Here is a 26974-nt window from a genome sequence, read left to right on the forward strand (position 1 = left end):
GAGAGGGGAGATGTTTTTACATCATGCCAACACCAATAATTCCGATGAGTATGACAAAGAAAAGAACAAATAATACGATGAAGATAATAATGGCTGGAATAAAGATGGTGAAGAAAGCCATCCAGTTTGAAATTTGATGTGCTTCAGCGACTACACCTACAGAAATAACAAATGACCAAATCGTCACAATGATGCTTACTAAAATAGTTGGCCAAAAAATCCACGGTAATGAACCCATAAAATTAGGATCCAATAATGAATCGGGTGAAGTCATTAACCAAATAATATAAAGTGGAATCAGTACGATATATGGGATTGCAGTTAAGCTTAACCCCTTAAATAAGTCCGAGTAAGTCCCAGTACCTTTAAATAATTTCCCGAATAGCCAAGAGATGAGTGCAGAAATAGCTGTGCCAATCATACCTGCGATAGGAGCAAAAATGACACATAATAGGACTAAAAGCCATGGCGAAAAATCAGGAAGAAATTCTGAATCAATTAATCCAGACATAAGGGAGCCAATATAACCAATAGACAAAACCAAAATTGCAAAGCCGATAGATTTTTCATTAATCATATAACGAGTCGTTTGCTTTGGATGCATCCAAACCGATAAAAATGGATTTAGTTTTGACCTTTCTTCTTTTGATGTCTCATTCAAGTTTTCCATCAAACTACCTCCAAAATAATAGAATAATTGCTTGTTACATATAGTTAATATACGAGTGAAGTAAAGAAAAGTTTCATGGAAAATAAAAATAAGCCCACACATAAAAAAAGAGTCGTAATTGTCGACTCTTTTTAAGGTTGCTTCTATTATTCAGCTAACATAATTTTCTCAAGTTCTAACGGCTCAATATACTGATCACCTTTGTAAGCACGCATATTACCGCCTGAAATTTCATCGATTAATAAAATTTCATTCGTTTTCGCATCGCGGCCGAATTCTAATTTAATGTCATAAAGCGTTAAGCCTTTTTTAGCAAGCTCTGCCGCTACAAATTTGGAAATTTCAATTGTACGTTGTTTTAAAATGGCGTATTCTTCATGAGTTAACAGGTTTAACATCGCTAAAGCATCTTCAGAAATTGGAGGATCTAAACGATCATCATCTTTGATTGTTACTTCTACAAAGGAGTCTAAATCTTGTCCTTCCTTTACATAGGCACCATAACGGCGTAGGAATGAACCAACTGCCTTAAAGCGGCAAATCACTTCTAAACCGTTACCGAAAACAGTTGCCGGTTTTACTGTCATTGTTGCATCTTCAAAGTTAGCATCAACGAAATGAGTAGGAACCCCTTGTTCGTTTAATTTTGAATAAAAATAAGAAGTTAAACGTAAACCAGCCAAGCCAGCCCCATCAATTGTTAAACCAACAGTATTTGCACCTGGATCAAACACGCCGTTTTCTCCTGTAACATCGTCTTTAAATTTTAATAAATAATGACCATCTTCTAATTTGAACACATTTTTTGTTTTACCTGTATACAATAATTCCACAAAAAACCCTCCAATATTTTTCATAGTACTCTAAAATTATAACACGAATGTTCTAAATATTTAATGATAAAAATGTTCGTTTAAAACGTTTATTTTGATGTTTTATAACGGAATTGCAGATAAAAAATAAGGTGATAACGAATGTTCGTTACCACCTTGGTTGAAATTAAGAATATTCCGAAATCAAATCCTAGGAAACATTGAAAATAGAAGGTTATTAATAGACGCCTTCAGTAAGCATTCCATCTGCTACTTTGATAAAGCCAGCAATGTTTGCACCAACTACTAGGTTACCTGGGAAGCCATATTTTTCTGCTGCCGCTTTGCTGTCTGTATAAATATTTTTCATAATTTGATGAAGTTTCGCATCTACTTCTTCAAATGACCAAAATACGCGACTAGAATCTTGTGCCATTTCAAGAGCAGATACTGCAACTCCACCAGCATTCGCTGCTTTTGCTGGACCAAATAATACGCCTGCCTCTAGGAATTCATTGATTGCTTCAAGGTCTGATGGCATATTAGCACCTTCACCGATTGCTTTCACACCATTCGAAATTAATGTACGAGCTGACTCACCGTTAATTTCATTTTGCGTAGCACATGGTAGGGCAATATCACAAGGAATCGTCCAAATTCCTGTACAACCTTCTGTAAAAGTAGCATTTGGTCGGTAATTAACGTAAGTTGAGATACGGTCACCTTTTACTTCTTTAATTTCTTTGATAGCATCTAAATCTAAGCCCTCTGGATCGTAGATATAGCCTGAAGAGTCCGAGCAAGCAACCACTTTGGCACCATACTGTTGCGCTTTTTCAATCGCATACGTAGACACATTACCAGATCCAGAAACAACTACTGTTTTTCCTTCGAATGAGTCATTTGCATCCTTTAGCATTTCGTTCACAAAGTAAACAGTACCGTAACCAGTTGCTTCTTTACGTGCTAAAGAGCCACCGTAGCCAGGAGTCTTACCAGTTAATACACCTGATTCATTTGCTTTTGTTAAACGCTTATATTGACCCCATAAATAACCTACTTCACGAGCACCTACGCCAATATCACCAGCAGGAACATCGACATCTGGACCAATATGACGGTATAATTCAGTCATGAATGCTTGGCAGAAACGCATAATTTCTGAATCTGATTTACCTTTCGGATCAAAGTTTGAACCACCTTTACCACCACCGATAGGTTGCCCTGTTAAAGCATTTTTAAAGATTTGCTCAAAGCCTAGGAACTTAATGATGGATTCATTTACGGAAGGATGGAAGCGAAGACCGCCTTTATATGGGCCCATGACATTGCTGTATTGTACACGATAGCCACGATTCACTTGCACTTGATTGTTATCATCTTGCCATGCTACACGGAAAGAAATAATACGATCTGGCTCCACAATACGAGATAAAATATTGGCCTTAATATATTCAGGATGTTGCGCGAATACAGGTACTAATGAGATGAAAATTTCTTCAGCTGCTTGTAAAAATTCCGCTTGATGACTATTCTGTTGTTTAAGTTGCTCAAATACGCCATCTACGTATTCTTTTGCTAATTGTTCATTGCTAACAGTTGTAATTGTCATAAATAAAACCCCCATTTAGTTGATAGATGTATCGTATATCTATTTTTCAAACTATTCAATAAAATACTTTTAAAGTTTGTGAAAAATTGAGCAAGAGAGGTTGTTTTAAAATTATATTAAAATAATTTAGTTCTAAGTGATTCATCTAATTACGAGAAAGGAATGATGCCTTATTGTGAAGGTTCTTATAGACGCTGATGCCTGTCCAGTAGTGGATTTAGCGCTATCTATATCATCTGAGTTTGAGATAGAAACTATCTTGTTTTGCGATACATCACATCGTGTTGAACGTGATAATGTAATAACAATTATTGTACCCAAAGGTCCAGATTCGGTTGATTTTACGCTAGTGAACGCGCTTTCAAAACACGATATTGTTATTACACAGGATTACGGATTAGCAGCCATGGTTTTAGCACGAGGAGGGTATCCGATTGATCAAAATGGACGAGAAATGTCTAATGAAAACATCGAACGTTTGCTCGATATGCGGCATGTTGGTCAAAAAATTAGAAGGGCAGGTGGACGAACAAAGGGACCTAAAAAAAGAACACAAGAAAACAATATTTCGTTTGAAATGAAATTTCGACAAATTTGTGAACGAGCAATTTTAGCCCATAAACTGGAGGAATCTACAGGTGAAAAATGAACATAAACACGAACTATTCGAACAATATCCGCAGTTGAACGAACTAGCAAAAAAGGCTACTGTATTGTGGGAAAATACAAATTGGATGAAAAATCCTGAAACAACGCTCTTTACTATGGCTGAAGTGGATGATGCGGAAGCAACATTACAACGTTTTTCTTCTTATTTAAAAGTAGCATTTCCAGAGCTTCTAGAAAGTGATGGTTTGATTGAATCAACGATCAAGGAAATTCCTGCAATGAAAAGTGCTATTGAACAAGCATATGGTGTGGCGATTCCCGGCCAATTGCTTTTAAAATGTGATCATGCATTACCGATCTCTGGCTCGATCAAAGCACGTGGAGGAATTTATGAGGTATTAAAACATGCAGAAAGGCTAGCTTTGGCAAGTGGAAGACTTAAAGAAGTGGATGATTATGCAATTTTAGCAACAGAAGAATTTCAGTCGTTCTTCCAACAATATACGATTGCAGTAGGCTCTACGGGGAATTTAGGATTAAGTATCGGCATTATGGGCAAGAAGCTCGGCTTTAATGTCGTTGTACATATGTCGAGTGATGCCAAGGAGTGGAAAAAAGCCTTACTGCGTGAAAAGGGTGCGACAGTGATTGAATATGAAGCTGATTACAGTGTAGCTGTTGAGCAGGGGCGACAGGAAGCTGAGCAAGATCCAAAATGTCATTTTATTGATGATGAAAATTCTAAGGATTTATTTGCTGGCTATGCCGTAGCTGCCAAGCGTTTAAAGGAACAGCTAGAAAGGACGAATATTTCAGTGGATGAAGCACATCCATTGTTCGTCTATTTACCATGTGGCGTAGGTGGAGGACCCGGTGGTGTTGCCTATGGATTAAAAGAAATTTATGGTGAGCATGTGCATATTTTCTTTGCAGAACCTGTCACTTCGCCTTGTATGACGATCGGGCTGATGACAGGCTTACATGACGCAATTAGTGTAGAAGATATTGGCCTTGACAATCGAACAGAAGCGGATGGGTTAGCTGTTGGTCGTGCCTCCAAATTTGTAGGAAAAGTGATGGAGACGTATATAAGTGGTTGCTATACTGTATCAGATGAAGAGCTGTTTACATCTCTGGGATTAGCGATGGAAAGTGAAGGTTTATTTTTAGAGCCATCTGCACACGCAGGAATGTATGGAGCCATTCGTTTATTACAACAAGGTCAATCCTATCTAGAAAAGAACGCGTTAGTAAACCATCTACCACAAGCCACACATCTTGTATGGGCAACTGGCGGTAGTATGGTCCCACCTACGATGCGAGCTGCTTATTTAGCAAAGGCCAAGGAATTTAATTAAAGACGATGTGAAGCTATGTTTGGATGGAAGCTCGACCTCTACTAGTGATATCCCGCTCGAGCATGCAGCAAAGCATTCGAATAGTGAGATGACCCGCTCCAATAGGAGTCCAAAGCGCTCGCAAAATGTGTGGACCTGCTCAAGCAGGAGTCTCAAGCGCTCACAATATGTATGGACCCGCTCAAACAAGTGACTAAAGCGCTCAAAAAGTGAAGCAACCCGCTTAGATTAGCGTCCACAAACGTGCAACGCAATTTCAAGTTTAGTTGAAACAAAATCAAATTAAAAAACAGGTGGAGTCATTTTTCTCCACCTGTTTTTGCTGTTTAACGTTGTAGTGCTTTACGTTGTGCGGCTAAGTATACTTCTTGTGCGGCAAGGACGCCTGCTCCTGGTTCGAAATCATAGGAGAAGTCTTGTAGGGCAGCCTCGAGTAGGGAAACGGCTTGTAAAATGTCACTTGGGAAACAATAGCCCATATGGCCGAATCTAAAAATTTTACCCTGTAGATGACCTAGACCGCCTGCGAAATCTAAATGATAGTGTTGCTTAAGGTGCGTCAAAAATTCACCAAGATCAATTCCTTGAGGTGTTTTAATTGCTGTAATAGTTGGAGAAGCGTATTGATCTTCAGTTAATAGCTCCATGTGTAATGCTTTCATTGCATTTCGCACCATGTTTTTCATGAGGTCATGGCGGGCAACTGTTTGCGTAAAGCCACCTTCCTGTTCGATTAACTTACACACCTCATGCAGTCCATAAATCAGTGTGATAGCAGGGGTATTAGGAGTCATGCCCTTTTCCGCCCAGCTACGATAGCTTTGAAGATTTAAGTAATAAGCAGGTGTTTGATTTTCTTCAATGACTTCCCAAGCTCTTTCGCTTACGCTGACAAGAGAGAGTCCAGGTGGGAGCATCATGGCTTTTTGAGAGCCTGTCACCAGAATATCAATGCCCCAAGCATCCATTTCAGCAGGAGCGCCACCAATACAGCTTACACCATCAACGATAACGAGGGCATCTGTTTCTTCACGGATCACCTGGGCTAGTTCAGCAACAGGGTTTAAAATACCTGTGGATGTTTCATTGTACGTCACAAAAACGGCTTTAATAGTTTGTAATGGCTGTAAAAATGCTCGAAGCTCTTCGGCTGTACAAGCTTGTCCCCATTCTTTTTCGAGCTTATGTACATGGAAGCCATATTGCTCACAGATTGAAACAAAATAGTCGCCAAAAGCTCCAACTGTGATGACGACAACCTCTTCACCAGCAGATACAGTATTAACAGCTGCAGCCTCAAGCGCGGCTGTCCCACCCGAAGGTAAAAGTAAGATGTCCTGTGTCGTACCGAAAACAGGCTTTACTAATTCAATTGTTTCTCGGTATAATTCTACAAATTCCTGACTACGATGACTAAAAATATCCCGATTCATCGCAAGCTGTACCTTTTTTGGAATCGGTGTTGGCCCCGGATGTCTTAAAATATTTTCATACATATTCATTTATCCCCTTTGCTAGAAATTCAAAATTTTCTAACTATAATAATAGCATATTTATGGTGCTAGCTAACTACTTTTTTGAAAAATGATGGAAGAGATTGTCATTGTGGTACAATTTTTAAAAAGGAGGCAGTGCGAATGGAAACATCCATGCATTATCCATTTATCTATTTCTTCTACGACACAAACCAGGTGCTAGTATATAGAATTCAAGCGTTAGAGTATATCACAATAGCAGAGGTGATGAGGGAGGGGGAATGGCAGGGGTATGAGCTTGAGCCATCTGAATCTTTTACAGCATTTCATCATGAACAAAGCACACCTCAGCAGGGATGGTCTTTCTTTATGGGGCAGGAAGAGCTCTATCAGTTGGTAGAAATTATTAATGATTATATTCAACAGGTCATAACTACTACTTCAGCACAGATGGTACATATTGTTTGCTCGGAATCTGCAGCAGGCTCCTTACGAGCGACACTTGCTCCACCGAAATATGTGATCGGGTTTCCAGAGGATTTGTCGATTGGACCATTGTGGAAACTCGATGAAAAAAGAGGACAGGCATTCCGTGATGAGTGGCTAAGAGAAAATATTAATGATGGAATGGATGATTTTGTAAATCGAAATAAATTAATGAACACAATCAGAGAGATACAGGATATTCCAAGCAACCTGCAGATTTACATTTGGTGTGGGTACAATGCAGAAGAACAGTGTGGTATTAGATTTCTACTCTATTTATTACGTGATAAAACCAATGAAGTTGTTCTTATCAACACAGGTGAACAGCGGGCTATCAACCACCAATGGAACATGGAAATGTATGATATAAAGCGAATGTCCGCAAAGGAGCGTCTAATTTTTCAGCAACAGTGGGAAAGTTTAGCACAGACAAAGGATGTTTGTCGACTATGGCTACATCGACAAATTCAAGCAGTACAAGAGAATTATTATGATAATTTGATTATGTCAACGATTGAACAACTTCATAAGGAGCAAGGGGGTACTGATTTTATACAAACAGGTGAATTCATCTCAGAGCTATTAACAAGAATGGATGCCCCCCCAAATATCTTCTTTTTAGAATATAGAATTCGCTATTTAGTATATAGCGGGGTTTTTGAATTAAAGGGAATTCCTAAATCCATGCACCATTACTCTGTGAAATTACGTAAAAAACCTCTTTAGCCTAAGGGCATAAAGAGGTTTTAAACAATTAAGCAACGAAAGGTCTGTTCATACGCATTAAGCCGTAGATGGCAAAGAACAATCCACCTGTTATTACCATTAAAATTGTGTATAATACTGCCTTACCTGTTTCGCCACACCAGCGGTAGAATAGGCGATACGTGAAATACAGTGTAAAGCCTGCCGCTCCTAAAGAAGCCAGAATACCGATAAATGGAATAAACGAAACAATGATCAAGCCTGCATAAATAAGGGTATTTTTTAAAGCTGTTGCACGTATTGTTTCTCGAGTATCCCCACCAGCTGTCAGCAGGAAGAGACTATATACATTAATAATGGGAATCCAAGCAATATAGGCTACATCTCCAAAACCATTTGTTTTAGATGTCATAAAATAAATAAGTGCACTAATAATGTAGGCAATTAAACCAATAGCAAGAGCGGCTAGTATAAAGATAAAAAATAAACCACCCATGGCTGCATCTAAATCTGAGTAATAATAAGAATCATTATAGTCATAATTCATCAGAAAAACCTCCCTTCATATGAAAATACCTCCTAATCATAACAATCCTCAAGTGTTTAAGCTACAACAATTTAGATGTAATATTTAGTAGAAATCGCACAAATGTACTAGAATGAAGTTGATTATTTAAGACTTTAATGATGATTTTTTGAGTGCCTTGTGATAAAAATGCAAAAAATATCCTTGGGAACATTATTATGCTAGTTTTTGAGAATCATTTTCCGTTTTATTAATTTCAAAAATTACGTACAAAAACATTACTATCCTATGATGGTAGATGCACAAGAAATGCCACAAAAAATAAAAATAGCCATCTTAACTACATTGTAAGATGACTATTTTCACGTGTATTAAATGAATTTGGCGATGTGCTCAAGTTCAATGCGGGAAGAATTGTAAGCAGGTGCGGCTGCCTTACCAATTGCAATTAAAATAACTGGGACGATATGGTCAGCTAATTCAAAGCGTTGAGCAAAGGCTTCTTTATTAAATCCACCCATTGGCACTGTATCATAGCCCATGTCTTTAGCTAGTAGCATAATCTGCATGGAAATTAGACCAGCATCAAATGTAACGATATTTTTTAACACTTCTTGGGGAAGTTGAGAATATAGATTGATTGAGTTGTTAATCATTAAATCTTTTGTTGCCTCATTGATATAGCCAAGATCGAAGTTCTTTGTATAGACAGCCTCGGCATTTTCGTACATCTTTGTATCACCTAAAACGGCAATAATTGCTGAGGAAGTTTCTACTTGTTCTTGGTTATTGGCAATAGCACGTAGCTCTTTTTTGACCGCTTCATCCTGAATTACTAAAAAGCGCCAAGGCTGTAGGTTACTAGACGATGGAGCAGACGTTGCTTCTACAAGTAATTCTTCTAATTGTTGCTGCGGGATTTTAAAGTTTTCATCGTATTTACGAACGGATTTACGCTCGTGCATAACTTTAGTTAAAGAACTTTTTGTCACTGTCATTATTTTGTCTCCTTCATGGTATGATGCGTTTTTTACTATACGATAAATGAATTCATTTTCCAAGTAAATTGCTCGAATTAAAGAGTCTTGAATCTAGGATTTAAAAGTTACAAAAAAAACATATTTTTGTAGGTATAATCCATTTATACTAGAGATGGAATAGAGCAATAATAATAGATATGGAGTGAAGGTGAATGAAAAAGCTATTAGGAAATTTAAATATTATGGCAAAAATCGCAATGCTTATTCCTGTCATCACTGTTTTTTTAGGTGGTATGACCTTCCTTAACTATTTGAACGTATCCAATGAACTTGAAAGCTCTATTGAAAATGAAATGTCTATACTAGCGGATGATGTTGCAGGTTCCGTTGAGAGCAAATTGCATGCACACATTCAGCTCATAAATAGTGCAAAGACAACAATAGAATCGGCTGACAGTATGATGGCCAGAGAGCAATTTATTCGCTACGTACAGCAGCTATTGCCTTTCAATAAGGAAACGTATGGTATGGGATTATGGCTAGAGGAGAATGTGGCAAAAGGGGAAATTTTCGGGCCTTATGCCTATAAGGAAGAAGAAAAAATTGTCTCTACGGATGCTTATGAAGATCCTGCCTATCATTTTCACGAGCAAGAATGGTATCGCAATAGTATCCAATCGAATAAGGTAGTTCATACTGCACCTTATTTTGATGAAGCTCTTGGGGAAATGTTTATCTCATTTGGTACACAAATTGTCAAAGATTCTAAGCCCATTGGCGTTATTACAGGGGATTATGTATTAGATTCAATTCAATCCATTGTTTCTGACGTGAAAATTCGAGAGAGTGGTTATGCATTTTTAATTGATGATAGTGGCAAAATTTTAACGCACCCTGATGTAAATAAAGTGAATAAAGAAACGATCCAGCAGTTGTTGAACATGCCTGTGGAGCAGATTTCTGAGCAAAAAAAGTTAATACATACAAGCAGTCAGGGTAGTGATTTTACCTTACAATTTATGCAAATACAAGATATGCCGTGGAAGTTAGTTTTACTGGTTCCGACAACTGAGCTTTACGGCGAAATACAGGCAATGCTTCAACAGCAAATCGTGATCAGTGTCGTTCTAATTTTACTTATCGCAATTAGTATTTATTTCCTTGCTCGTTATATCCGTGGGGAAGTGAAAACAATGAATACTCATTTAGGCTATCTTGCTACGGGTGATTTAACGCAACAAATGGCCGTTCATACGAAGGACGAATTTGGTGAAATGGCGCAGTATTATAATGACTCTGTGGAAGCATTAGGTTCGATGATGCAGCGCATTGTAGCTGAAACCGTGACAGTTGCTTCTACTGCAGAGGAATTAACGGCAAGTGTGCAAGAGGTCAATAAAACTGTCACAGAAGTTGCGATTTCTATGCAAGAGGTGGCAGAAAATACAAGTTCACAACAACAGGTGAGTGGGGAGTTAGAGGGTGTAACAACACAACTAGGTGGGGATATGAAGACTGCCATGGACGATTTACATGAAGCTGTCCAACAATCACAAAAAACCTCTGAACTCGCTACTGGCGGATCACAAAAAATACATGGTTTCGTGAATGATATTGTCCACCTACATGCACAGGTTGACAGTAGTGCCAATCTGGTGAATGGCTTGAAGGAGCATTCGATTCAAATAGAGCAGATGAGTCAGCTCATTTCGGCTATTACCGACCAAACTAATTTACTATCACTTAATGCTGCCATTGAGGCAGCACGAGCAGGGGAAGCAGGGAAAGGCTTTGCCGTTGTTGCAGGAGAGGTTAAAGCACTGGCTGAACAAACTAGCCGTGCTTCGTTAGATATTGCAAAGGTTGTGCAGACGATTCAAGAACAAATGAATGACGCAGTAGAGATGATGGAGCAAAGTCGAAAAATAGCTCATCGAGGCATTGGCTCTGTTCAACAAGCAGGCATGACCTTCGATACAATTGCCAGTGCAACTGAAGGTCTCCAAAACACCATGCAAAAGACAAGCAAAACGACATCTGATGCTTTTGAAAAGTTGCAGGCAGTAACCGAAAAAGTACAGGCAATTAGCAAACAGGCACTTGCAACAAATGATCATACATTAAATGTATCGGCCATCACGGAAGAGCAGGCATCGACAATGAATGAGATGTCTGTAGCCTCTGAGCAGTTAGCACAACTTGCTCAAAATCTGCAAGAAGAAGCAACTAAATTCACGATTTAGTGCTAAGGTGTACATCTAGATTAGGTGTACACCTTTTTAAGATCTAAATGAAAAAGCTTCCCATTGTATATTTTTCTTAGGTGCAGCCGATTTGAAATGCTTGATCATTTTTTCTGGTCCACATATATAAATACTAGTTTGTGGAGAAAAGGATAACTCATCAACAGAGAGTCTATTGCGCTGTGTTGTATCAATAAATGTGACAGTAAAATGGTCATTTGCTTGTGCATAATCCTCTAAAAAATCTTTGTAGATGACATTGTCTTGCCCGTGAAAAGAATAATATAAGTCAATTTTTTTATCAGGCTGTGTGTGTAAATAGGCAAGAAATGGGGTGATGCCCATACCACCTGCAATCCATAGCTGCTGTGCATTCCCGTTGCCGAAGTCAAAATGACCATAGGGGCCATCTACAGCAACCTCTGTATGAACCTGAATAAGGTTGTAGACCTGTTTGGTATAATCTCCAATAGCTTTTATTGTAAGATTGATTTGTTGTCCACACCCTCCAGAAATAGAGAAGGGATGTGGTGCTTTTTCGATACCCTCTTGAAAGACTTTCAGAAAGAGAAATTGTCCTGGTCGATAATCCAGCTGTTTTGTAAGCTTCAACTTAATTTCCAATATCTCAGGAGTCAGCCTTTGAATGGATGAAATCTGACCTTTATAGGGAAAGAACATATCCTGATACATTGTCAGCATATAAAGGGCTGACATAAATCCAATCGTAGTTGTTAATGCTGTAAAAATTCCTAAAGCTGAGGGCTGTAATAAATCATAGTGGCTAGAAAAATAAGCATGATAAATACCCAATGTATAGGGCACAAGTAATAAGCGATGAAGCCAGCGCCAATGCTCGTACTTCAGGAATTTTGCAATAAAGGCAAGAATGATTAGGAAGATAAAGCCGTATTGAGCAAGCTCGCCAAGATCTTTTGCGAATTCGTTGAGTGGTGTTTGTTGTGTTAGCTCTTCATCAGGAATCATTTTTTGTAATTGCCCGTGAATAAGAATCAATACAAGTGAAAGGATTGCTAGTAATTTATGATAAAAATAGACATGCTCAAGACCACTAAACCATCGCTCTAACATTTTTATTCGTGTAGCTAATAAGAATACAAGAAATAAACAAGTTATGGCTAAGCCACCAATGACATGACTAAGTGTGTTCAACGGATGAATCGGTGCCATCGGTTTGCTAAAATACCAAAGCAAAGCACTACCACACAAAATGATGAAAATAAAAAGTATTCCTTTATAGGCTCTCATATTTAACCTCCATCACTATGTTTATCCATAATTTAACTAGCTATACAATCAGAGTGGAAAAAGTTTCGAGCGTACGTTCGGAATGTATGTTCCCTTTTGTGTCGAATTATGTTACATTAAGAAGGAAAAATAAGAGAAAAGGAGTGGAAGTAATTTATGCAAGGGAATACCCATATCGTTGGGGGCATTACAGCAAGTCTTGCCTTTGCACAGTTTTCAAATGATAACCCACTTGTCTTAGTTGGTGCGGGGGTTATTGGTGCATTACTTCCAGATATTTGTCATAGAGGTAGTAAAATAGGTCGAACATTTCCCCTCATCGCGAAGCTAGTGACTACAGTATTTGGACATCGTTCCTTTACACATAGTTTGTTGTTTTTAATAAGCATGATGGTTTTATTACATATGTTAATTCCCTATCGAGCGATATCTATTGGAGTAATTATCGGGATGGCTAGTCATATCATACTTGATATGTGTACAAAAAAAGGGGTTAAACTATTTTTCCCTGCGACTGTCTCCATTCGTTTTCCACTTACAACGAAAACTGGTAGCAAGGTAGAAGGTATCGTACTGATGTTGTTATCGATGCTATCCATCTATTTCAGCTATGAATTAATTGTAAGATTTATTGATGCGATATAAATAAGAAAAGCCCCAGTAATCGTTTACTGGGGCTTTTCATGTTAGTCTGCCTGTACCTCTTCAACAGTTTGCTCTACCTCAGCACGAGTCATTTTTTCTCGTCCTTCTTGCATTGCCTTTAGTGTTTTGTGCGCTAAGGCAAGTGGTAGGCGACAGAATAGCAGAATAGTACGTTTATTGATATCCTTCATATATAAATCTGCTTTGGCTAAATTTTCTTCTGCATACGCAAATAAATCCTCGCGTGTCCATCCCTCTGGTACGAAACTTACACCACGTTCATCTAAATCCTCATGCTGATTACGTAAGATGTTGACAGCCTGCAATCCACGGCCATAGCCTATTGCTAGCTCGCGATCCGTTTGAACGCCTGCACCCCATGCCCAAAGCTCAGACAGCATCGTCCCTACAAGCCCAGCCACGTAGTATGTATAATCGTCTAAATCCTCACGTGTGCGGACCTGCCAATTTGCCTTTGCCCATTTTGCCATCCCAAAAGCCATTTCACTTGTGGAAGCCTGTACAATTTTTCTGGATTCCTCAGGGCAAAATGTCAGCCAATCTGCTAAACGAAGGGATACTTCAGGTAATAGCTCTGCATAAGGTGCAAGTAATGACTGATAGGCTTCGTTATTGAAATTGTCCTTTAGTAATTCACTCGTAGCTGACAGTAAATCAAATTTTACATCATTAGAAAGTTCTTCATGGTCTTCAATTTCATCAATAGCACGCATTGCTAAATAGGCTGCAGCCACTGATATCTTTAAATCATTTTTTAAAAATGTAATAGGTATATAAAACGTGCGGCTTGTATCTTTCAAAACCTGCATCGCTTCTTTGTAAAGTCTTTTTTGCTCGTTCACTTGTATTCCTCCGTTCAAATGGTTCCACATCTATAGTATATCGTATCGTAAAAATAGGGAAAGATAAAACAGATTGTTCATATTTAGAGAGATATTCTTTGAAAACGTTTCCTAAAAGTGATATAGTTTAATAGTAAACTATTTAAGCTTATACTTTCTTTGTGGACGAAAGTATAAGTTAAACCACATTACAGAAGAGAGGAAGTTTAGAAAAATGGGACGTTTAGATAACAAAATTGCGATGATTACTGGTGGCGCATCTGGTATGGGTGCAGCAATGGCGAAATTGTTTGCCCAAGAGGGTGCTACGGTAATTGCAGCTGATATTAATGAAGATAACCTAGCAAAAATTTCTGAGCTTGACCATGTAGAGGGGATGAAATTAGATGTTTCCTCTGACGAAAACTGGGCAGAAGTGACGAAAGCCATTGTGGAGAAATATGGTCGCATTGATATTTTAATTAACAATGCTGGTATTTCATCCGAAAAAGGGCCAGATCAAATTACACAAGCGGATTGGTCAATCATGCATAATATCAATGCCTTTGGACCTTTCCTGGGCATTAAACATGCCTCTAACTATATGAAAGAAGCTGGGAAAGGCTCTATCGTTAATACATCCTCTTACACTGCAATTATTGGCGCTGGCTTTAATGCCTATACAGCCTCTAAAGGATCTTTACGTGCGATTGCTCGTGCAGCGGCATCAGAGCTTGGTGCTTTCAATGTTCGTGTCAATACAGTATTCCCTGGTGTCATTGAAACACCAATGACTGCTAAATTATCAGAAGCAAAAGAAGCAATGGATATGTTAGTAAGAGCAACACCAATGGGTCGCCTTGGTCAACCAGAAGAAGTAGCGAATGCTATTTTATTTTTAGCATCTGATGAAGCTTCTTACATTACAGGTGCCGAGCTTGTCATTGATGGTGGCTATTCAGCACGCTAATTAATCGTTTTAGGAAAGTGAAAGTGCCTGTTCAAGCAGTGCATTTTCACTTTTTTTTACATTTCAAGATTTAAATAGTGGAACGTCCGATTTGGACTCTCCCATCACTATTTCATGAACCACCCAAAGCGCCTTAATATGATAGGCATCGTGCATAGCTAATCTCTTCATTTCAAGCACTAATGAGTGCTCTCCTGGAATCTGTTTATATAAATCTTCATATTCCGCTTTAGAATATTCGTTAAATTTCAAAAACAGCATTATGCTTTAACAAAGCTTTATTTTTTTAGTAGAATGATAATAAAGCTTTAGAAATGCATTAAAATTCAGCTATCATATAGAAAAAATTTGATATTTTCCATGATTTTTTCATGAAAGTTTACGAAGTTATTGCACAATCATTTCAACAGCGTTAAAGTTTAGAAAGGGCGAAAATGTCATTACACAATTTGGGGGATTGTACTGAGCGTTTAGCTTTTGTACGAACAAATTAATTGGTCAGGATTTTGGCACACAAAACTCCTTGCAAAATCCTTCGTACCAAAGAGGGCATGTACTTTAATAGTTGCCTTAATCTTCGCGTAAACTGCAATCATTATATGACAAAGTTGCGTAATAAAAACAAAGGAGAATTGTATGCCAAAGGCTATAGGTATTGATGCAGGCGGCACATTGACAAAGGTTGCTTATTTAGATCAACACAATGAACTTGTTTTAACAACCTTTCCGTCTAATGATCTGCAATCTGTAAAAAAATGGATTATCGATCATCCAGATATTGAGGATATTGGTGTTACGGGGGGACGTACAGAGCAATTACTTGATGTCATTAAAACAATGAAATCGATTCATTATATAGTGGAATTTGAAGCAACATTAAAGGGTGTCCGATTTTTACTAAATAAAGAAGGCTACTTTTTTGAGCGTAGCATGATTACCAATATCGGGACAGGCACTTCCATTCATTACATGGAGGGCAATACCCATATTCGCGTTGGCGGGACAGGTGTTGGTGGTGGGACGTTAATTGGATTGTCAGCGCTTACAACAGGGATTACAGATTACAATGAAATACGAGAAATGGCTGACAAGGGCCATCGTGAGAGCATTGATTTATTAGTTAAGGACATTTATCAGGGCATGGATACACCTATTGATGGTCATTTAACTGCAAGTAATTTTGGAAAAGTAGGCATTACCCAGTCCATGAAACATCCTGCAGAGGATATTATAGCGACGGTTCAGGGTCTAGTAGGTGAAGTTATTACCACGCTTAGCATTCAATATGCGGAAGAAAAAAAGGCTCAGCATATTGTCTATATTGGATCAACTCTCAGTAATAATGCTCATCTTGCCCGTGTGATTGCAAATTATACACGTACGAAAAAGCATACACCTGTCTTTATTAACGATCATGGTTTTTCAGGCGCTGTCGGAGCATTGCTCAACATTACAGAATATACAATTGTCTAGGGGACGAAATAAGAATGAACATGACTAATACATATTAGTCATGTTCATTTTTTTACAATTAGCGAAGAAACTGACCTACATAGTAACGCCTCGATTTGAACAAATTATGTGCAGGAGGTGATGTTACGTGGGGAAACGTAATAATCGAAATAACAGTAAAACCATGAATATGCGAACGCATAATCCTTTTGGTACTTACAAAAGTAAGGATCTTGATCGAAGTAATAGCAATAACAACAATCCGAATGACAACTTAAACGAAGAATTCGCAGCAGAATTTGATGCAAAAGCTAAAAATAAAAACAATAAAACGAATCATGATAAAAACCAGCAGTCCAATAAAACGAAATAACGGAGGTGCAAATCATGGCAAAGAAGAGAAAAACAAGCTTTAAAAAGAAAAAGAAGGAAGATACACATAAAAAGAATGATCGTGAAGAGTACTCAGCAGAGTTTAACCAGGTCATTCATAATAACCCTCAACAGCCAAAGCAATAAAGACAAGCTGCTCCAAAGCTTTTGGAGCGCTTATTTTTTTAAAGGAGTGATTCAAGTGCGGAAGTTATATTTACTTGGGGTTGTGCTTGTTTGTCTTACTGTGTTCATACAAACAGCAATGGTCGCAAATGCACAACAAGAAACACCACCAGCCTATGCCAAATGGGGACAAATGGCCATCAAAGAGGTAAAGGCAAAATATCCTTCAGCCAAAATTATCGATTATTTGCATGAGGGTAAAGAAGTACATGGGGAGTCAACAATCGAAAAGTTTAAGCTCTGGCTCAAGCAACCCGATAAGGAATTTGGTGTCTATGTAAGAATTAGTTATCAAAGTGCAACACAAAAGGTAGAAAAAATTGAATTACAAGAAAGTACGTCATGAAAAAAAGGATGCCCAGAAAAGGCATCCTCATTCATTTAACTTTCAAGCTTTTGAATAAACGCACGCATCAAGCCTGGTAAATCAGGCCATGCATGTCCACTTACTAAATTGCCATCTGTATGAAGATTGGCATCAATATAAGTAGCGCCAGCCACTTGCACCTCTGGCTTGCAAGCAATATAGGCTGTCAGTTCACGTCCTTTTAGCACTTCAGGAATCGTTGCGAAAATTTGTGCTGCATGACAAACGGCTGCAATCGGTTTATTCGTTTCAAAAAAGTGGGATACGAGTGGTGGCACATGCTCATTTAAACGAATGTATTCTGGCGCACGACCACCAGGAATAATCAATCCATCAAAATGGGTTGGATCAACATCAGCAAAAGAAGCATGTGCCTCTAAACCATAGGCAGGTCGCTCGATGTATGTATCGACGCCATCTACAAAATCGTGTAGTACAGTTTGTAATTTCTTAGCTGATGGTGCTGCAATTGTGACATCATATCCTGCCTCAAGACAACGATAATAAGGATAAAAAATCTCTAAAGCCTCTACGGCATCTCCTGCAAGAATTAAAACTTTTTTCCCCATGATTCCATCTCCTTTACATTGAAAGTTTATTAACTTTTATTCGACACATGCAAAAAATTTCCTGCTACTGGTCAAGCCATCTTGGCAAATTACTTCCTTTACAAAGAAAAAAATGAAGCGTATAGTATTTATTTAGCTAGGTAAATAATTTTAGGAGGTAGATAGTGATGAATCCAATTTTCCATGCTTTATTCCAAAAAAATCGCTATTTAACTAATTGCTTAAATGAAGTGCTGAAGCAGCATCATTTATATAGTTCTCAGTGGACCATTTTATATTGCTTACATAAAAATGGACCGATGACATTGACGCAAATTTGGAAATATTTAAATGTGGAAGCGCCAAGTATCACCAGAGCGATTACAAGACTTGAGGCATTGGGCTGGGTACAACGATTAGATGGTGAGGATAAACGAGAAAAGATAGTGACTTTATCCACACAAGCAGAGGAGCGCCTACCAGCCATTACAGTGACTATTCGAGCGTTTGAGGAGGAAATGGTAGGTTCTTTAACTGCTGAAGAACAAGAGCAATTTCTGAAGCTATTGGAAAAAATGAAAGGTTGATGGACATGCAGCAAGAAGAGAATACACAAATATGGACGAAGCGTTTCATTAGTCTATTTTTAACGAATATCTCAGTTTTTTTTGTATTTTATGGACTTGTAACGACTTTGCCGCTTTATGCAATAGGGGAGCTACATCAGACAGATAAGGAGGCAGGGCTTCTATTGTCTGGCTTTTTATTGTCAGCTATCATTGTACGCCCGTTTTCAGGAAAACTGTTGGATGTATTTGGTAAGAAAAAACTGTTAGTCCTCTCAATCGGGGGCTATTTTATATGTACCGTCTTATATTTATTTATTCATCCATTCGGCCTTTTACTTGGTCTACGTTTTATACAAGGGATTTTCTTTAGTATTATTACAACAGCTGCAGGATCTTTAGCGGCTGATATCGTTCCAGCTAAACGAAAAGGAGCAGGCCTTGGCTATTTCACGATGTCTACAAATCTAGCTGTCGTTATTGGTCCATTTATCGGACTATTATTAATACAATATAGTACCTTTAACGTATTGTTCATCGTTATGAGTATCTGTATTCTAGCAGGAGGAATTCTAGCGTTTACGGTCAATACTGATGATTTACCGAAACCTGCACATGAAGGAAAACTAACCTTTAAATTTGATGATCTGTTTGAGCGAAAAGCGTTACCTGTTGCTGCGATTGCTAGTTTAGTAGCCTTTTCGTATGCCAGTGTTTTATCCTTTTTATCGGTCTATGCACAGCAAAAGGATTTAATGGCTGTGGCCAGTCTTTTTTATGCGGTGTTTGCTGCATCCATGTTAATTACGCGTCCGTACACAGGTAAACTTTATGATACGAAGGGACCACAATTTGTTATTATTCCCGGCATTATCTCCTTCGCCATCGGGCTCGTTATGCTCGCTTTTGTAGAGGGGCCCGTATTATTTTTGAGTGCTGCTATTTTTGTAGGTTTCGGCTATGGTGCTGTGACGACAAGCTTGCAAGCATTAGCCGTTCAATCCACAGCCATCCAGCGAAGTGGCTATGCTACAGCAACCTATTTTACGATGTTTGACCTTGGAATCGCACTAGGTTCTTATATTTTAGGAATGGTAGCCGTGCAGGCAGGCTATGCTTCAGTTTACTTGTCAGGTGCAGGCTTACTAGGGGTTGTCTTTATTATTTATCTATTACGACTTGCAAAGATGAAACCGAAAAAAATAGTGAATATATAGTAAAACAGTTGGGCCTGTCCCAACTGTTTTTATGATTATAGGCAATCATGTAGCGTGGCCGTTTTAGACCAAAATATGGTATAATAAGAGAGTAACTAGATAGAGGTTTCATGGGCGGTTGGCACAATATTAACCTATCTCATTCAACTTATGGAAGAGAAAGGAGTTGATGCCTTTGACTATTTTTGAAGCAATAATGGTTGCGATAAGTCTTTCAACACTTATTGTTTCTGTACTTGCATTGTCATTTACTTTTACACAAAAAAAGTAAACCGCCCCTGCCTCGCCAGCATGTGAGATGGTTTACTTTCATCACTTTGCAAATCGCCTTTGAAGCGATTCATCTTGTTACTAGGACCATTGGTGTTCCAGCACCAATGGTCTTATTTACTTATATACATCTTCACTAAGAATTATAACATGGATAAACGGTTTTTTTCAAATAATGTAAATTTAATTGTCATTGACTACAATGATTTTTGGGAAACAAAATATATGGAACCTAAATGGCTTGAGTGGGCAAAACAGCCACAATCAATTGCACAGGCAGGACTAACTTATTCGAAGGATATTTATGACTTGGAAAGGATTTGAATCATTAAGAGAAATAAGCGTTGACATTATAGCACACCATACAGAGATCGATAAGACAGTTATACGTGATTTATTTGCTAATGAGACGGGTTATGCGACCCCAAAAATAGATATTCGGGCGTTGGTTTTTAGGGACAATAAAATATTAATGGTTAAAGAAAAAATGGATGGTGATTGGTCATTACCAGGTGGCTGGGGCGACATCGGCTTTACACCTAGTGAAGTAGCAATCAAAGAAACGAAAGAAGAATCGGGATTTGATGTAAAAGCAATCAAACTCATAAGTGTATTTGATAAGAAGTGCTACCCTCAGCCACCATCTCAATGGCTAGAAATACCGAATCACAAGTAAAATTAGCTTTTGGTCATTTAAATAATCTACATTTACCTACCTATTTTGATTGAAATCTCAGGCTGAATAATATGAAATGTATATTTGACGATTAAAGGAGAGCCGCTCAAACCAGCTCTCCATTTTTTATTGTATTCCTCAATTTTTCCGAATTTGTATTTGACATGAAGTGTGCATAAAGGAAAACACTAAGAAAATCTTAAGAATTGATGTCTGAGTTTGTTAAGATTTAATTAGTATTATATCCTTATACGAATCCTATAGGGGTGATTGACATGAACCTAAAGCGGTGGAGGAGTGAATGTAGTTGAACATTTTGATTTGTGATGATGATAAAGAAATTGTTAGGGCGATTAGCATTTATTTAGAAAATGAGGGCTATCAAGTATTCAAAGCTTACAATGGGATAGAGGCAATCGATCTTATTCGAGATCACATTATTCATCTTATTATTATGGATATTATGATGCCCAAAATGGATGGGATTACGGCGACGATGAAGATTCGGCAAGATAATATGATTCCGTTAATTATGCTTTCTGCTAAATCAGAGGATTATGATAAAATACTGGGATTAAATATCGGAGCAGATGATTATATGGCCAAGCCGTTTAATCCATTAGAACTTGTGGCTAGAGTGAAATCGCAGCTCAGAAGGTATACGACCTTTGGAAGTCTTGAGAGGAGTAGTGCTGTATTTCAAACGGGTGGTCTTGTGATTGATGATGAACAGAAAATCATTACTGTTGATAAACAAGAGGTTCATTTGACACCAGTGCAATATAAAATCTTAAAGCTTCTCACAGCCAATGCTGGAAGAGTATTCACGATTGAAGAAATTTATGAAAAGGTATGGAATGTCAGGGCTATTAATCCTGAAAATACGGTTTCGGTTCATATTCGAAAGATTCGAGAAAAAATTGAAATTAATCCAAAAGAGCCGAAGTATTTAAAAGTTGTATGGGGAGTTGGGTATAAGGTTGAGAAAGTTGAGAAATATTAGTCATGCACTTATTACGAAAGTAGTTGTGTTTCTAATTGCTGTCGCTTGTTTAACTGGTATAGCGAGAGTAATGATTAACATGGAATTTAATGAGATTCATCTTAGTAGTATAAATCAAGATAACTATTTTGAAAGTCGAGCATTCGCAGATGAAAGTTACAGCATTATTGCTCCTTTAGCGCAATTAATCGGAAAATACAAAAGTGAAGAATATATTTTAAGTGGGAAAACACTGACAGAAGAGGATAATAGAAGAATCGAAGAGGAATTATATTATGATTTTCGCAATTCTTACAGATATAATCCTAATTTGAGTGAAGAGGAAAATAAGCACATCTATCAGGAAAAATATGCAAAAGACATTGCTAGAACAAAAGAAGAAAGTATGAAAGAACAGGTAAGAAATTTTTATCAATTACGTAGTACGCTTGAAGCCTATGAAGGAATTGTGTTTTATGCGAGTGACGGTGAACATAAGTTCTCCAATAGTGATCTCACAAAGAAAGAGCAATTTGAATCCTTTGATGCCTATATGTTATTTGAAGATTATCAACAAAAGCTTTACCCAAATGAAGTGAAAGAAAGTCAATACTTGGATTACTTTACACACGAAGTTAACATGTTGAACCCACAAACAGATGTTATTTATGTGGGGTTTAAAAATTCTTACCTACAGCAAAAAATATCGGAATGGGAAAAAGATAAAGCGGCTGCCCAAGGTTTTCTAAATGAATGGATGGTACTTCTAGCAGGGTTTATTTTATGTTTTGTGTATTTAATCATAGTTATTGGAAGAACGCCATTTGATAAAGAAGAAATTCATTTCCATGTCATAGATAAACTTTATAATGATCTTAATATTGTGCTTATCGGTTGCTTAACAGCGATGTGGATCGCCATGATTGTTGAGGTCTTCACTGATATGTACATGTTCTTCACCGTGCCTATTTTTATCATTGGCTTACTATTGATTTTATCACTCGTAAAGCATATTAAAAATAGAACGTTATTTCAGCATACACTCCTCTATCAACTTTTCAAAAAGCTATTTATTATGGTGAAACATGTTTTTGACAGTGGCAGTACAGGCGTCAAAATTGTGCTGCTAATTATTGGCTATCCATTAGTAGTGGCGGCTACGTTTTTCATGTTTCCTATTACGATGGGGGTTGCTGCCTGGTTGGCAATGAGAAAGGTGAAGTCGTTTAACCGCATTAAAGAGGGCGTAGAGCAAATTAAAAATGGAGATCTTCATCATCGAATTGAAGTTGACGGAAAAGGGGAGTTTAATCAACTTGCAGAAAATATTAACCGTATTACAGATGGGTTAAAAAAGGCAGTGGATAGTGAAATCAAGAGTGAGCGTTTAAAAACAGAACTTATTACGAATGTTTCGCATGATATTAGAACGCCTTTAACGTCAATTATTACGTATGTTGATTTATTAAAATTAGAAAACGATCCTAAAATGATTGAAGAATATGTAGATGTGTTAGATCAAAAATCGAAAAGACTCAAGCTTTTAACGGATGATTTATTTGAAGCGGCTAAAGCATCTAGTGGTAGTATACCTGTTCAGTTAGAACGGATTGATATCGTCTCATTACTAACGCAAGGAATTGGAGAAATGGATGAAAAAATTGAAGCCTCGTCATTAGATTTTAAGTTAGCCCATCCAACAGAAAAAGTGTATGTGAAGGCTGATGGTAAACTCCTATGGCGTTCCATCGAAAACTTATTCTCGAATATTTTTAAATACGCACTGCCTACATCAAGGGTATATATTGGTGTTGAAGACGTAGGGAATGAAATACTTGTGACATTTAAAAATATTTCAGCATATGAATTAAATATTTCAGTTGATGAGTTAATGGAACGCTTTAAACGAGGTGACGAATCAAGATCAAGTCAAGGTAGCGGATTAGGGTTGTCGATTGCTGAAAGCCTTATTCACATCCAGAATGGCAAATTCTTAGTTCAAGTAGATGGTGATTTATTTAAGGTCATGATTTATCTACCGATATTTCCAAATGAATAATGTAATAAAGGAATAGGATACATGCGAGTCCTATTCCTTTTGTGTACGTAAAGAAGATAAAAAAAGAGAGCGGCATAAGCCAACTCTCCCTTAACTTAGTTAAAATTCTTTTGTAAAAATGCCTTTGTACGGTCGTTTTGAGGGTTTGTAAAGAAGTTGTCTGGATGATCGGATTCGATAATTTGACCACCATCCATAAAGACGACCTTATTTGCTACCTCTCGTGCAAAGCCCATTTCGTGTGTTACCACAATCATCGTCATCTGATCCTCTGCTAGGCTTTTCATAACCTTTAATACTTCGCCTGTCAGCTCAGGATCTAAGGCAGAGGTAGGCTCATCAAATAATAAAATTTGAGGATTCATCATAAGGGCACGTGCAATTGCTACCCGCTGTTTTTGGCCGCCAGAAAGATTAGCTGGATAAGCCTTGGCCTTGTCGGCAAGACCAATTTTTTGTAGTAAATCTTGACAGCGTTTTGTAATGGCTTCTGTCGATTCTGTTTTTAATAAGCTCGGTGCCATTTCAAGGTTTTGCTGAACGGTTAAATGGGGGAACAGGTTAAAGTGTTGAAAGACCATCCCCATTTTAGCTGTGATTGCTTTGATGTCTTGTGGCTTTGTATATCGACCATCTTGCACTAAATAATCGCCATCTACTACAATACTGCCACCATCGATTTCTTCTAAATGTATTAAGCTTCGAAGCATTGTACTTTTCCCAGATCCAGAGGGACCGATAACTGCAATGACATCATTCTTCTCTACTGAAAATGTAATTTGTTTCAGAACCTCCACCTGATCGAAAGATTTCTTCAAATTTGTTACTTCCATTAATGCCATATGTGTCACCTCTATTCGAATTTAAAGCGTTTTTCTAGCCATTTAAAGAACACCGTCAAGACAAGGGTCATGACTAAGTAAATTGCACCAGCAATAAAGAACGGTGTAATTGTGAAGTCACGATTGACAGCTGTTTGCGCAAAATGTAGTAATTCTGGAACAGCAACTGCATAGAGCAGGGCTGTATCCTTAATTAGTGTAACGGATTCATTTGATAAAGCGGGTAAGGCGACACGAAACATTTGTGGCAAAATAACACGTGTCGTCGTTTGCCATTTGGATAAGCCGAGTACCTGGGCTGCCTCATATTGTCCTTTATCGATGGCAAGAAGACCACCACGGAATATTTCTGCAAAGTAGGCAGCATAATTTAAAATAAAGCCAAGACAAGCGGCCACAAAACGATCGAGTACTAAATATTCACCGATTACTGGCAGCATAGGTAAACCAAAGCAAATTAATAATAATTGTAGTAATAGTGGTGTACCACGCATGATATAAATATACGTATGTGCAAGCCAAGCGAGTGGTTTTATCCGACTTTTTACGGCGAGTGTTAGTAAAAAGCCAAATGGAATCGATACCAGAATGGCAATGAAGAACAGTAAAACTGTCATTTTTGCCCCTTCTAGCATCGGTAATATCATAGTTTGCCAGTAATCCGCCATAACGATGTCCCTCCAAAAAGAGTAAGAGTTCCGCTAAGGAAACTCTTACAGTTGATGTATCCTGTCATTATTTTAATACTTTATCTTCACCGAACCATTTTGTTGAAATGTCAGCCGCAGTACCGTCTTCATTCATTTTGTCTAACGCGGCTTGTAGTTTTTCTAATAAGGCTTCATTTCCTGGTTTCACACCAATACCGTATTGCTCAGGTGCGAGTGATTCCTCTAATAATTTGAATGTGTCAGGCTCTTGTGTCATGTAATATTCTGCAACTACAGCATCAATTACCACAGCATCAACACGGCCTGTTTTTAAGTCTGATAATGCTAAAACATTATCCGCAAATTCTGTAATTTTTTTCACTTCTTTGTGAATTGGATTACCGTTTAATGCATCGGCTGCAGAAGAAAGGGATTGAATACCTACTTCTTGTCCAGCTAAATCACTTAGCTTCGTAATCTTTGAATCTGCCTTTGTTATTACAACTTGAGAGTTTTCAAGATAAGGCTTTGTAAATAAAACTTTTTCCTTACGTTCATCTGTAATGGTATAACCGTTCCATATTAAATCAATACGTCCACTTAATAATTCAGCCTCTTTTGTTTTCCAATCGATTGGCTGGAATTCTGCTTCAACGCCCATATGCTCTGCTGCAGCGCGAGCTAAATCAATATCGAATCCAACGATGTCATTTTTATCATCGCGGAAGCCCATTGGTGCAAATTTATCGTCAATTCCAATAATAATTTTTTCTTGATCTGCTGCTGTTTCGTCTTTTTCTTCTGTCTTTTCTTTTGAAGTACCGCATGCTGCTAAAACGATGACAGCTGTCAGCATCATAAATAAAGTCAATACACGTTTCATTTTAGTTTCCCCCTATAATCTAACGCTTTCGTTTGCTAAACTACTAATGTGTTAAAGGATAACATCGTACTCTAACAATGTCAATATCGTTTTCGATTAATCAGAAAATGAGCAGCGTTATCTAGCATTTTTTTGAATATCATAAAATTATGAAATTTGGGGAAAGTAAGTAACTGAAGAATAGGGAAAAGAAAAAGGGACTGCTCCAATAGAACAGTCCTGTGAAATGAGGCTAGCCATTTTTGCTTTGGATTGCTTTTCGTGCCAAGGCATCAGCCGCTTTGTTTTGTGAGTCGGGCACCCATTTGATAAAGAATAAATCAAAGCTAGTGGCAAGCGCTAAAGCTTTTTCTAAATAAGGTTTAAATTCCTCATTTTTCACATATTCTTTTTCCATAGAAGCAACAACGATTTTGGAATCTGAACGCACCGAGACAAGAGGGGAGCCTAGCTTTTGTGCTTCTTCAAGACCACGAACCAATGCTGAAAACTCAGCAATATGGTTGTTTGTTTCCCCAATATACTCGCTGATTTGGATATGGTGACCTTCACCTTTAATAAATATTCCTATACCACTTGGCCCGGGATTTCCTGCACTGGCAGCATCTATATAAACCTCTAACATATCATCCCTACTTTGCGTTTTGACTTCTCTATAATTGTACAACAAGGCTATGGGCAAAGCATCCTTGTGGGGCAATT

The 26974-nt window shown here is 37.9% G+C and carries 27 protein-coding genes and 1 pseudogene; 15 read left to right on the top strand and 13 right to left on the bottom strand.

Annotated features, from left to right (window positions below; genetic code table 11):
* Positions 1–16 precede the first annotated feature (16 nt).
* From VK91_RS01320 to gdhA, 3 genes are all read right to left on the bottom strand, one after another.
* Positions 17–670: a Yip1 family protein gene (locus VK91_RS01320; protein ID WP_048390041.1), complete on the bottom strand. Its 654-nt coding sequence runs from the start codon at positions 668–670 to the stop codon at positions 17–19.
* A gap of 146 nt (positions 671–816) precedes the next feature.
* Positions 817–1503 carry a phosphoribosylaminoimidazolesuccinocarboxamide synthase gene (locus VK91_RS01325; RefSeq protein ID WP_004269355.1) on the bottom strand — a complete coding sequence of 229 codons (687 nt, stop codon included), beginning with the start codon at positions 1501–1503 and terminating at the stop codon, positions 817–819.
* Positions 1504–1720: 217 nt separating this feature from the next.
* Entirely contained in the window at positions 1721–3094 is a 1374-nt protein-coding gene (gene gdhA / locus VK91_RS01330; RefSeq protein WP_004269356.1) for an NADP-specific glutamate dehydrogenase, read from the bottom strand.
* Positions 3095–3269: 175 nt separating this feature from the next.
* Between gdhA and VK91_RS01335 the strand changes: the two genes are divergently transcribed.
* Positions 3270–3743 carry a YaiI/YqxD family protein gene (locus VK91_RS01335; RefSeq protein WP_004269357.1) on the top strand — a complete coding sequence of 158 codons (474 nt, stop codon included), beginning with the start codon at positions 3270–3272 and terminating at the stop codon, positions 3741–3743.
* Positions 3733–5061, top strand: coding sequence for a D-serine ammonia-lyase (locus VK91_RS01340; RefSeq protein WP_048390044.1), 1329 nt, complete (start codon positions 3733–3735; stop codon positions 5059–5061). Before VK91_RS01335 ends, VK91_RS01340 begins: the two co-directional genes overlap by 11 nt.
* Positions 5062–5387: 326 nt before the next feature.
* Here the strand turns inward: VK91_RS01340 and VK91_RS01345 are convergent, their stop codons facing one another.
* A complete protein-coding gene (locus VK91_RS01345; protein ID WP_053075666.1) occupies positions 5388–6557 on the bottom strand; it encodes an alanine--glyoxylate aminotransferase family protein in 1170 nt (389 codons plus the stop codon).
* A 141-nt stretch (positions 6558–6698) separates the two neighbouring features.
* On the opposite strand from VK91_RS01345, the gene VK91_RS01350 reads away from it, so the two are divergent.
* The gene (locus VK91_RS01350) at positions 6699–7748 is read left to right on the top strand and encodes a DUF1835 domain-containing protein (protein ID WP_048390048.1); all 1050 of its coding nucleotides are present in this window, start codon (positions 6699–6701) and stop codon (positions 7746–7748) included.
* Between the two features lie 28 nt (positions 7749–7776).
* Here the strand turns inward: VK91_RS01350 and VK91_RS01355 are convergent, their stop codons facing one another.
* Positions 7777–8274 (bottom strand): hypothetical protein, encoded by a 498-nt coding sequence (locus VK91_RS01355; protein WP_004269361.1) that lies wholly within the window; start codon positions 8272–8274, stop codon positions 7777–7779.
* A gap of 350 nt (positions 8275–8624) precedes the next feature.
* On the bottom strand, positions 8625–9251 hold the full coding sequence (locus VK91_RS01360; protein WP_016992492.1) for a nitroreductase family protein: 627 nt from the start codon (positions 9249–9251) through the stop codon (positions 8625–8627).
* A 194-nt stretch (positions 9252–9445) separates the two neighbouring features.
* On the opposite strand from VK91_RS01360, the gene VK91_RS01365 reads away from it, so the two are divergent.
* On the top strand, positions 9446–11476 hold the full coding sequence (locus VK91_RS01365) for a methyl-accepting chemotaxis protein (protein WP_048390050.1): 2031 nt from the start codon (positions 9446–9448) through the stop codon (positions 11474–11476).
* Positions 11477–11512: 36 nt separating this feature from the next.
* Here the strand turns inward: VK91_RS01365 and VK91_RS01370 are convergent, their stop codons facing one another.
* Entirely contained in the window at positions 11513–12745 is a 1233-nt protein-coding gene (locus VK91_RS01370) for a ferric reductase-like transmembrane domain-containing protein (RefSeq protein WP_048390052.1), read from the bottom strand.
* Positions 12746–12901: 156 nt separating this feature from the next.
* Here VK91_RS01370 and VK91_RS01375 point away from each other — a divergent pair, with 156 nt between their 5' ends.
* Positions 12902–13390 carry a metal-dependent hydrolase gene (locus VK91_RS01375; RefSeq protein ID WP_048390054.1) on the top strand — a complete coding sequence of 163 codons (489 nt, stop codon included), beginning with the start codon at positions 12902–12904 and terminating at the stop codon, positions 13388–13390.
* A 41-nt stretch (positions 13391–13431) separates the two neighbouring features.
* Here VK91_RS01375 and VK91_RS01380 read toward each other — a convergent pair whose 3' ends face one another.
* The gene (locus tag VK91_RS01380; protein ID WP_082148098.1) at positions 13432–14253 is read right to left on the bottom strand and encodes a squalene/phytoene synthase family protein; all 822 of its coding nucleotides are present in this window, start codon (positions 14251–14253) and stop codon (positions 13432–13434) included.
* A gap of 214 nt (positions 14254–14467) precedes the next feature.
* Between VK91_RS01380 and VK91_RS01385 the strand changes: the two genes are divergently transcribed.
* From VK91_RS01385 to VK91_RS01400, 5 genes are all read left to right on the top strand, one after another.
* Positions 14468–15202, top strand: a complete 735-nt coding sequence (locus VK91_RS01385) for an SDR family NAD(P)-dependent oxidoreductase (protein ID WP_004269367.1) — start codon at positions 14468–14470, stop codon at positions 15200–15202.
* A gap of 636 nt (positions 15203–15838) precedes the next feature.
* Positions 15839–16675 (top strand): type II pantothenate kinase, encoded by an 837-nt coding sequence (gene coaW, locus VK91_RS01390; RefSeq protein WP_036076313.1) that lies wholly within the window; start codon positions 15839–15841, stop codon positions 16673–16675.
* 127 nt (positions 16676–16802) lie between these two features.
* Entirely contained in the window at positions 16803–17027 is a 225-nt protein-coding gene (locus tag VK91_RS01395) for a hypothetical protein (protein ID WP_004269369.1), read from the top strand.
* Positions 17028–17041: 14 nt separating this feature from the next.
* Positions 17042–17173 carry a hypothetical protein gene (locus tag VK91_RS23150; protein WP_004269370.1) on the top strand — a complete coding sequence of 44 codons (132 nt, stop codon included), beginning with the start codon at positions 17042–17044 and terminating at the stop codon, positions 17171–17173.
* A gap of 55 nt (positions 17174–17228) precedes the next feature.
* On the top strand, positions 17229–17558 hold the full coding sequence (locus tag VK91_RS01400) for a DUF3889 domain-containing protein (protein ID WP_048390060.1): 330 nt from the start codon (positions 17229–17231) through the stop codon (positions 17556–17558).
* Between the two features lie 35 nt (positions 17559–17593).
* On the opposite strand, the gene VK91_RS01405 is transcribed toward VK91_RS01400, so the two are convergent.
* On the bottom strand, positions 17594–18148 hold the full coding sequence (locus VK91_RS01405) for a DJ-1/PfpI family protein (protein WP_048390062.1): 555 nt from the start codon (positions 18146–18148) through the stop codon (positions 17594–17596).
* 167 nt (positions 18149–18315) lie between these two features.
* Between VK91_RS01405 and VK91_RS01410 the strand changes: the two genes are divergently transcribed.
* The 5 genes and pseudogenes from VK91_RS01410 (at position 18316) to VK91_RS01430 (ending at position 23897) form a co-directional block, all read left to right on the top strand.
* Positions 18316–18714 carry a MarR family winged helix-turn-helix transcriptional regulator gene (locus VK91_RS01410; protein WP_048390064.1) on the top strand — a complete coding sequence of 133 codons (399 nt, stop codon included), beginning with the start codon at positions 18316–18318 and terminating at the stop codon, positions 18712–18714.
* A gap of 5 nt (positions 18715–18719) precedes the next feature.
* A complete protein-coding gene (locus VK91_RS01415) occupies positions 18720–19910 on the top strand; it encodes an MFS transporter (RefSeq protein WP_369700586.1) in 1191 nt (396 codons plus the stop codon).
* Between the two features lie 495 nt (positions 19911–20405).
* A pseudogene (locus tag VK91_RS01420) lies at positions 20406–20826 on the top strand (NUDIX hydrolase N-terminal domain-containing protein); the annotation flags it as partial.
* 337 nt (positions 20827–21163) lie between these two features.
* Complete coding sequence (locus VK91_RS01425; protein WP_048390068.1) at positions 21164–21859, top strand: response regulator transcription factor; 696 nt, start codon at positions 21164–21166, stop codon at positions 21857–21859.
* Entirely contained in the window at positions 21837–23897 is a 2061-nt protein-coding gene (locus VK91_RS01430; protein ID WP_048390070.1) for a HAMP domain-containing sensor histidine kinase, read from the top strand. Before VK91_RS01425 ends, VK91_RS01430 begins: the two co-directional genes overlap by 23 nt.
* Before the next feature lie 95 nt (positions 23898–23992).
* On the opposite strand, the gene VK91_RS01435 is transcribed toward VK91_RS01430, so the two are convergent.
* The 4 genes from VK91_RS01435 to VK91_RS01450 all read right to left on the bottom strand — a co-directional run bounded on the left by VK91_RS01435 (position 23993) and on the right by VK91_RS01450 (position 26897).
* Positions 23993–24739 (bottom strand): amino acid ABC transporter ATP-binding protein, encoded by a 747-nt coding sequence (locus VK91_RS01435; protein ID WP_048390072.1) that lies wholly within the window; start codon positions 24737–24739, stop codon positions 23993–23995.
* Positions 24740–24750: 11 nt separating this feature from the next.
* Positions 24751–25407, bottom strand: coding sequence for an amino acid ABC transporter permease (locus tag VK91_RS01440; RefSeq protein WP_004269380.1), 657 nt, complete (start codon positions 25405–25407; stop codon positions 24751–24753).
* Between the two features lie 67 nt (positions 25408–25474).
* Complete coding sequence (locus tag VK91_RS01445; protein ID WP_048390074.1) at positions 25475–26272, bottom strand: amino acid ABC transporter substrate-binding protein; 798 nt, start codon at positions 26270–26272, stop codon at positions 25475–25477.
* 232 nt (positions 26273–26504) lie between these two features.
* The gene (locus tag VK91_RS01450; RefSeq protein ID WP_048390076.1) at positions 26505–26897 is read right to left on the bottom strand and encodes a ribonuclease HI family protein; all 393 of its coding nucleotides are present in this window, start codon (positions 26895–26897) and stop codon (positions 26505–26507) included.
* Positions 26898–26974 lie beyond the last annotated feature (77 nt).

The organism is Lysinibacillus sp. LK3, assembly GCF_001043675.1.
Taxonomy (GTDB): Bacteria; Bacillota; Bacilli; order Bacillales_A; family Planococcaceae; genus Lysinibacillus; species Lysinibacillus capsici.